This window comes from Streptomyces sp. NPDC026589, assembly GCF_040638385.1.
Classification (GTDB): Bacteria; Actinomycetota; Actinomycetes; order Streptomycetales; family Streptomycetaceae; genus Streptomyces.
On the sequence record NZ_JBEZYG010000015.1, the window covers coordinates 255,664 to 262,595 of the forward strand.

General features: G+C 68.2%; 9 protein-coding genes. 6 read left to right on the forward strand and 3 right to left on the reverse strand.

Annotated elements, in window-relative coordinates:
• Positions 1 to 18: 18 nt before the first annotated feature.
• Both AB0F29_RS25970 and AB0F29_RS25975 read left to right on the forward strand, forming a co-directional pair.
• Positions 19 to 1,419 (forward strand): ATP-binding protein, encoded by a 1,401-nt coding sequence (locus AB0F29_RS25970; protein ID WP_361876328.1) that lies wholly within the window; start codon positions 19 to 21, stop codon positions 1,417 to 1,419.
• A complete protein-coding gene (locus AB0F29_RS25975; RefSeq protein ID WP_361876331.1) occupies positions 1,416 to 2,174 on the forward strand; it encodes an HNH endonuclease in 759 nt (252 codons plus the stop codon). Before AB0F29_RS25970 ends, AB0F29_RS25975 begins: the two co-directional genes overlap by 4 nt.
• Positions 2,175 to 2,224: 50 nt before the next feature.
• Here AB0F29_RS25975 and AB0F29_RS25980 read toward each other — a convergent pair whose 3' ends face one another.
• The gene (locus AB0F29_RS25980) at positions 2,225 to 2,449 is read right to left on the reverse strand and encodes a DUF397 domain-containing protein (RefSeq protein ID WP_361876334.1); all 225 of its coding nucleotides are present in this window, start codon (positions 2,447 to 2,449) and stop codon (positions 2,225 to 2,227) included.
• The gene (locus AB0F29_RS25985) at positions 2,421 to 3,260 is read right to left on the reverse strand and encodes a helix-turn-helix transcriptional regulator (RefSeq protein WP_361876337.1); all 840 of its coding nucleotides are present in this window, start codon (positions 3,258 to 3,260) and stop codon (positions 2,421 to 2,423) included. Before AB0F29_RS25985 ends, AB0F29_RS25980 begins: the two co-directional genes overlap by 29 nt.
• A 144-nt stretch (positions 3,261 to 3,404) precedes the next feature.
• On the opposite strand from AB0F29_RS25985, the gene AB0F29_RS25990 reads away from it, so the two are divergent.
• Together AB0F29_RS25990 and AB0F29_RS25995 are read left to right on the forward strand one after the other, a co-directional pair.
• Positions 3,405 to 3,722, forward strand: a complete 318-nt coding sequence (locus AB0F29_RS25990) for a hypothetical protein (protein ID WP_361876340.1) — start codon at positions 3,405 to 3,407, stop codon at positions 3,720 to 3,722.
• Positions 3,719 to 4,090: a hypothetical protein gene (locus AB0F29_RS25995; protein ID WP_361876343.1), complete on the forward strand. Its 372-nt coding sequence runs from the start codon at positions 3,719 to 3,721 to the stop codon at positions 4,088 to 4,090. Before AB0F29_RS25990 ends, AB0F29_RS25995 begins: the two co-directional genes overlap by 4 nt.
• Before the next feature lie 13 nt (positions 4,091 to 4,103).
• On the opposite strand, the gene AB0F29_RS26000 is transcribed toward AB0F29_RS25995, so the two are convergent.
• Positions 4,104 to 5,276 carry an epoxide hydrolase family protein gene (locus AB0F29_RS26000; protein WP_361876346.1) on the reverse strand — a complete coding sequence of 391 codons (1,173 nt, stop codon included), beginning with the start codon at positions 5,274 to 5,276 and terminating at the stop codon, positions 4,104 to 4,106.
• A gap of 147 nt (positions 5,277 to 5,423) precedes the next feature.
• Between AB0F29_RS26000 and AB0F29_RS26005 the strand changes: the two genes are divergently transcribed.
• Together AB0F29_RS26005 and AB0F29_RS26010 are read left to right on the forward strand one after the other, a co-directional pair.
• Positions 5,424 to 5,987, forward strand: a complete 564-nt coding sequence (locus AB0F29_RS26005) for a CGNR zinc finger domain-containing protein (RefSeq protein WP_361876348.1) — start codon at positions 5,424 to 5,426, stop codon at positions 5,985 to 5,987.
• Between the two features lie 419 nt (positions 5,988 to 6,406).
• A complete protein-coding gene (locus AB0F29_RS26010) occupies positions 6,407 to 6,712 on the forward strand; it encodes a hypothetical protein (RefSeq protein ID WP_361876351.1) in 306 nt (101 codons plus the stop codon).
• Positions 6,713 to 6,932 lie beyond the last annotated feature (220 nt).

The following is a 6,932-nucleotide window of genomic DNA, read 5'->3' on the forward strand; positions in this document are numbered from 1 at the left end:
CGGACGGAACCGCCATCCATGTACGTCTCCCGTGTGTACGTCGAGAACATCAAGTCGTTCCACGGCCCGCGCGTCGTCGACCTGACCCTGACCCGCCCGGACGGTTCGCACGCCGGCTGGACGGTCCTCGCGGGACGGAACGGCTCGGGAAAGACGACGCTGCTCCGGGCGCTGGTCCTGGCCCTCAGCGGGCCGGTCGCGGCGCGTGGCCTTGTCCAGGGGTTCGAGAACTGGATGTCGCGGGGGCAGGCCACCGGCTCGGCCCGAGCGAAGATCGTCAGGAACGCGAGCTTCGACAAGTTCAGCTCCTCCGGACGGACCCAGACCAACTTCTGGGCGGGGCTGCGCTGGACCGCCCCGGCGGAAGGCATGAGCAGCCGTAAGAGCGCCCAGCCGGCCCTGGAAGGCATCCGGCAGGACCCCAACACCACCAGCGCCACCCCCGCTCAACGCGGCCCCTGGGCGGACAACCCGGTGGGCTGGTTCTGCGCCGCGTACGGGCCTTTCCGGCGCATGGCCGGGGGCTCGGGAGAGGTCCAGCGGTTGATGCTGGCATCGGGTCCGGTGGCCAGGCAGGCAAGCCTGTTCCACGAGGACGCCTCGCTCGCCGAAGGCGTCGCCTGGCTGATCGAGCAGCACCTGCGCGCGCTGGAGAACCGGGAAGGGGCCGCAGCACTCAAACAGGCAGCGTTGTCGGTCCTCGGCCACGGACTGCTCCCCGACGGCTACCGGGTGGAGGACGTCGACTCCGAAGGACTGTGGGTCACCCGCGACGGCCACAGGTATCCGTTGCGGGAGATGAGCGACGGATTCCGTACAGTGGCCGCGCTCGTCGTCGACCTGCTCAAGCAGATCCATGACGCGTTCGGCGACGACGCGTTCGTCGGGGCTGATGGCGGCGACGGCCCCAGCCCTCTCCAGGTGCCCGGTGTCGTGATCATCGACGAGATCGATGCCCACCTCCACGTCTCCTGGCAGCGCCGCATCGGCCCCTGGCTGACCGAGCACTTCCCGAACATCCAGTTCATCGTGACGACCCACAGCCCGTACATCTGCCAGGCCGCTGATCCCGGTGGCCTGATCCGTCTGCCCGGGGTGGAGGAGAACGCCGCTCCCGAGGTCGTGTCGGAAGACCTTTACGAGCGAGTGGTCTACGGAAGCGGCGACGACGCGGTGCTCTCCGACCTGTTCGGGCTCGACACTCCGTACTCCGAGCAGGCCGAGCGCCGACGTGCCGAGTTCATGACGCTGGAGTCCCGCGTGTACGAGGGCGACACCGCACCGGAGACGGTCGAGCGCTACAAGAAGCTCAAGGACCTGCTCACCAGTTCTCCGGCCGCACGTGTCCACGAGGTGTCCGCGCAACTCCACCGGATCGCCGAGGAGATCAGGGACGGCGAGGGCGGCGAGGCGGGGTGATCCGACTGGAACGGGCACAACTGCCCCCCGATACGACGGCTCATCTCAAGACCTGCACCGAACAGATCGAGCAGGCGAGCGAAGTCGACCGCAAGGAGAAAGCCGCCGAGCTGTGGGCCCACACCACCGTCCGCCGACGGGTACGTGAGGGGCTTCTGGGCACCCTTGCGGACATGGCCCCCGGCCACCAGCGCTGCATGTACTGCGGTGACAGCCAAGGCACGGACATTGACCACTTCGAACCCAAGAGCCTCGCCCCGCTGCGTACCTTCGAGTGGCTCAACCATCTGTTGGCCTGCGCGTACTGCAACAGTAATCAGAAGCGGAACATCTTTCCTCGCTCGTCGGAGAACGGTAGTCCGCTCCTTCTCGACCCCACGCTTCAGGAACCACTGGAGCACCTCCGCCTGGTGCTGCCGATCGGCGAGTACAAGGGGCTGACGCCCCAGGGAGACGCTTCCATAGCCGTGTTCGGGCTCAACACGCGTGGGGTCCTCGTCGAGGGACGCAGAACCGCCTACGAGACTGCCAAGGAATCGGTGGAAATCTGGCGCACCGCCACGGATCGAGGGCGGCACGACAAGGCGGCGCAGACTGTCAGAACAGCCTGGAACCGTCCGCTCGCCGACGTACTCGCCGCGATGTTCCATCAAGCCGGCCATCGATCCGCGGCGTTGTTGTTCGACGGCGAGGAAGAGACTCTGAGGCTGTTGCGGGACCGGGATCTGCGAGCGGCGTTCCTGTCCCGGGCGTGACCTTGGCTCGGAGGCCCCGCTCGCGTGGGGCCACTCCAGGAGAGGGGCGATCAGGAAGCGAGGCGGCCGTCCTTGATCGCGGTGACGAACGACGACCAGCCGTCTGCGGAGAAGGCGACGGCCGGGCCTGCGGGGGTCTTGCTGTCGCGGACGGGGACGGTGGTGTGGCCGTCCGCGACCTCAAGGCAATCGCCTCCGCCCCCACCGCTGTAGCTGGACTTCCGCCATCCGATCAGAGGCGTGTTGTCAGCGAGGGTGGGCCCGGTGCTGTGCATGTTCGTGCTCCTCCGCGATGCTTCTGACGAGCGCCACCGACTTCTGCCGCGGAGCCGCGTCGCCCAAGGCGAGAGTGTAGGACGTGTGGCAGGCCGCAACCAGCGCCGGATCATCCATCAGGCGCCCGGTGCGCAGGCCCTCGACGTACGCCAGGGGGGCCGCGTCCGCGAAGGACAGGAGATAGAGCATGCCCTCCAGGAGTGCGTGCGCGCCGGATGCAAGAGTCAGAACATGAAGGCGCACACGACCGGACTCGGCCATGTCGGCCACCTTGTGCAGTTGCTCCGCCATCACCTGCGGTCCGCCGACACAGCGTCTCAACGCGGCCTCGTCGAGCAGCGCCCACGTTACCGGCGCTGACGGCTTGTCGAGGATCGAGCTTCGTTTGGCGCGCCTGACAACGAACTCGTCAAGTTCTTCAGCGCAGTAGTTCGGGCGGTACGCCTGGTACACAGCCCCCGAGTATGCCTTTGTCTGGAGCAACCCTGGGATGAGCGAAGCACCGTAGTGACGGATTTCCGTTGCTTCCTGCTCCAGCTCAGCGACTTCTCTGAAGTAATGAGGGATCGAGGGGTCCAGATCCTCCAGCCATCGCGAGAAGAACCCGTCCGTGTTCAGCGCCCGGTCGATCCGCTGCGCGTCGTCCGGGTTCGGCAGCCGCCGCCCCGCCTCGAAGTGGCTGATGAGCGTCGGCGAGCAGACGACCAGATCTGCCAGTGCCTCCTGCGTCAGCCCCGCCGCGATGCGCCGCAGCTTCAGCTCCTCGCCGTACTTCTCCCGGGCCGTACGCGGCCTGCCGTTCGCTTTCATCCGCACTCAACTCCTTGACCTGACCGGTGTGCTGTCATGCCCGACCCCCTAGAAGCGTAGCGATCTTTGACCTCACTCTGTGATGGGTTCGCTACACAAAGAAGCGATGTCCGTATGTCGACGCACCTGAGAAGGCAGGCCCCCATGAAGCACGCCCTCACCCGGCTCCTGAAGCCGGCGCTGAGCTCGTTGATCCCGGCACCGCGCCAACGGCACTCCCTGAAGCCGTACCTCCACCCCTACTCGTGCGCCTACGTTGGCGGGCCCACCGTCTACCGCACCGGCGAGCGGCCTCCGCGTGGCGAGGACAGTCCCCTCGTGCGCCCCTACTTCGTGGCGCACGAACGCCAGGTGGCCGAGGCGTTGGCGGCCGAGGCGAGGCGGCGGCGCATGCGGAGCGGGGCGCTGCTGATCGCAGCCCACGGCGTTCACCTCGGCCGGGTGAGCGGGGTCGTGGCATGAGGCTGAGCAGCGAACACGCCGACTGTGCCGAAGCCCCCGCGATGAGGCTGCTGCCGTGGACGGGCACGGGCGGAAAGCCCTGTTACGTCGTCGGGGACGGCACCGGCCATGTCTCGCGGATGGCCGACGATGTCGAGAGCATCCAACTGGACATGGCGGACGAACTCCTCGGGCACGCCGCCGATCTATTGACCGGCGAGGAGACCGTTACCGGTCAGCAGGTCCGGTTCCTCGCCGACCGGCTGACGGAGTCCCTGCGACAGATCGTGCGCATCGCGGAGAGCCGTGGCTCGCGGCTGGACGTGCTCCTGCCGGACCGGCTCGAAACGGCTGCGGAGGGAGGTGCGCGGACCGAAGATCCTCGGTGAGCGGCGCCCCCGCTCACCGACGGGCGGCCAGCACCGCCGCGAGGCCCTCCCGCAGATCGGCGACGAAGAGTTCGGGCATCTCCAGCGACGGGAAATGTCCTCCGGCCTCGGGAGACCGCCACCGCACGATGTTCCGGTACCGCTCCTGGGCCCACGGGCGCGGTGTCTTGTCGATGTCGCGGGGGTACATGGTGATCGCCGCCGGGACGTCCACCCGGAGTTCGGGGTCCAGCGAGTTGTGGCTCTCGTAGTAGATGCGGGCGGCCGACGCGCCCGTCCGCGTCAGCCAGTACAGGGTGACGTTGTCGAGGATGCGGTCCCGGGAGATGGTCTCGAACGGGCTGTCCTCGGTGTCCGTCCACTCGGCGAACTTGTCGAGGATCCAGGCGAGCAGCCCGACCGGCGAGTCGACGAGCGCGTAGCCGGTGGTCTGTGGCCGGGTCGCCTGCTGCTTGGCGTAGGCCGCGCGGTGGCGCCAGAAGTGGTGGGTCTCCTCGGTCCACCTTCGTTCGGTCTCCGTCAGGCCGTCCGTGGGCAGACCGGGCGGGGCCTCCGCGAAAGTGGAGTGGACGCCGAGCACGTGATCGGGGAACCTGCCGCCGAGAACCGTGGTGATGTTGCCGCCCCAGTCGCCGCCATGGGCCAGGAACGTGCTGTATCCGAGCCTTCCCATCAGCTCCACCCACGCGGCCGCGATCTTCTCGGTGCCCCACCCGGTGATGGCCGGCCGGTCGCTGAACCCGAAGCCCGGCAGCGACGGGGCCACGACGTGGAACGCCGGAGCTTCCGCGTCCTCCGGATCTGCCAACTCATCCATGACGTGGAGGAATTCGACGACGCTGCCCGGCCAGCCGTGCGTCAGGAGCAGCGGGGTGGCGTCCGTGCGCGCGGACCGGCGGTGCAGGAAGTGGATACCCAGGCCGTCGATGACCGTGCGGAACTGGCCCACGCGGTTGAGGCGCTCCTCGAAGGACCGCCAGTCGTACCCGGTGCGCCAGTACTCCACGACATCGATGAGGTCGGCGAGCGGAACGCCCTGATCCCATCGGCGGGGGCCGGGCCCGGTGCCCTGCACGGTCTCGGCCTCCGGCAGTCGCGCCGCGGCCAGTCGAGCCCGCAGGTCGTCGAGGTCGGCGTCGGTCGCGTGGGTCTCGTAGGCGTGGACATCGCTGGTCGGGCGCGGCATGAGGCCTCCTGGCCATGGTGGGGACCGGCGTCGATCCACCGCGGACTCGTGTTGATCCGCCACCGAGACGACGCCGACTCATCGTGAACCGGCTAAGACGGTTCTAACAGCCCCCAGGGGAATGCCGCAACCGGCTAAGGTGGTTCCATGCGTGCTGGCTTTCCTGATTTCCGCCTCGGCAGCGTGCTCGCGACGAGCTTCACCGGGACCTTGTCGGAGCGTTTCGGCGACGCCGTGGAGCGCATCCCCGTTCCGCAACGGCTCATCGACTGGCTGGCGGTGTACGGGCTCGCCGTGGACTCCTGCACCCCTGCCCAGCTCGACCGCGCCCGGGAGCTGAGGGAATCGATCCACGCCGCTGCGACGGCCGCCGCGCTGCACGAGCCTCTTCCCGTCGCCCCGGTCCAGATCATTGGCGACCGCAGCATCACTGGGCGGGCCGCTGCGGTCCTGACACCTGGGGGAGAGCGGCGCTGGCGGCTCGACTCCTCCTCCGTGGAGGACGCCCTCAGCGTGATCGCCGCCGACGCGGTCGACGTCATCTCGGGCGAGCGGGACGGAAAGCTGGCCCTGTGCGCTTCCCCGACCTGCCGGGCCGCATTCTTCGACACCAGCCAGAGCCGTACGCGCAAGTGGTGCGACATGAACACGTGCGGCAACCGTCAGAAGAAGGCGCGCTTCAACGCCGGCCGGCGCGAGCCCTCCAGTTGAGAGCCTGCTCCGGCCCGTACGTCGAGCGGGTGGCCGAGGTGATGGCCGCCTACTCCCCGCAGGAGATTTAGCGGTTCGAGCAGTTCCTCGGCGGGGTGCGCGCGACCGTGGCACTCTGCTGGCGAACGAGTACCGGGACGGCGGCCCGGACCCCCGTACTCCGTGAACCACCACGACTTCTTCACGAGATGTGAACGCACTCTCGACCAGAAATACGCAGACCGGCCAGAACGAGCCGACTTCTCCGTCCGATTCGCTCTGAAATAAGCCCCATCCGGCCTCTCTCTTGCCTTGTGGCAACTGTTGTGACGTCAACCAAGGCGGGGCCGAAAGTGAACCCCGGACGGCGCCGTTCCGCGCACTCGAACGCATGAACAGTCAAGGTCGGGAAAAGAGGCGCATGGCGAAACGGGGGGATCATGGAACAGGACGGACCGGGGGAGAGAGCCGGCCTTCGAACGGTCGACCACACCACCCGATGGGCAGGCATTCTGCTGTGCTGGGCCCACGCGGCCGCCATGGTCCTGACCGCCGCCGAGGCCATGATGGGGTCGACTGCCGGCTGGTGGGTCGTCACCTGGGCGCTGACCGCCGTCCTGTTCATCGCCTGGGCCCTTCTCCGGACCGCCCAGAAGAGGCTTCACCGCCAGGCCGCCGGCACCGAGTGCGGGGATGCCGACCCCTGCTGCCCCGAAGAACCCCTCCACTACGACCGCGCCGCATAGCCCACCCGGGGAGCCCCGGCACGCCGCGAGACCTCGGCGAGCCTGCGACAGGCGCGGAACGACCCGCCGGACACACGCTGTCTCCCTGACGGGGCCGGCCCGGCCCGCGAACCGCCCTGTCAGTGCCACCCGGTAGCGTCGGGTCATGTCCAACATGGCCGTCCTCGAAGGTGTCCTGGAGCGGATCACCTACGCCAACGAGGAGAACGGGTACACGGTC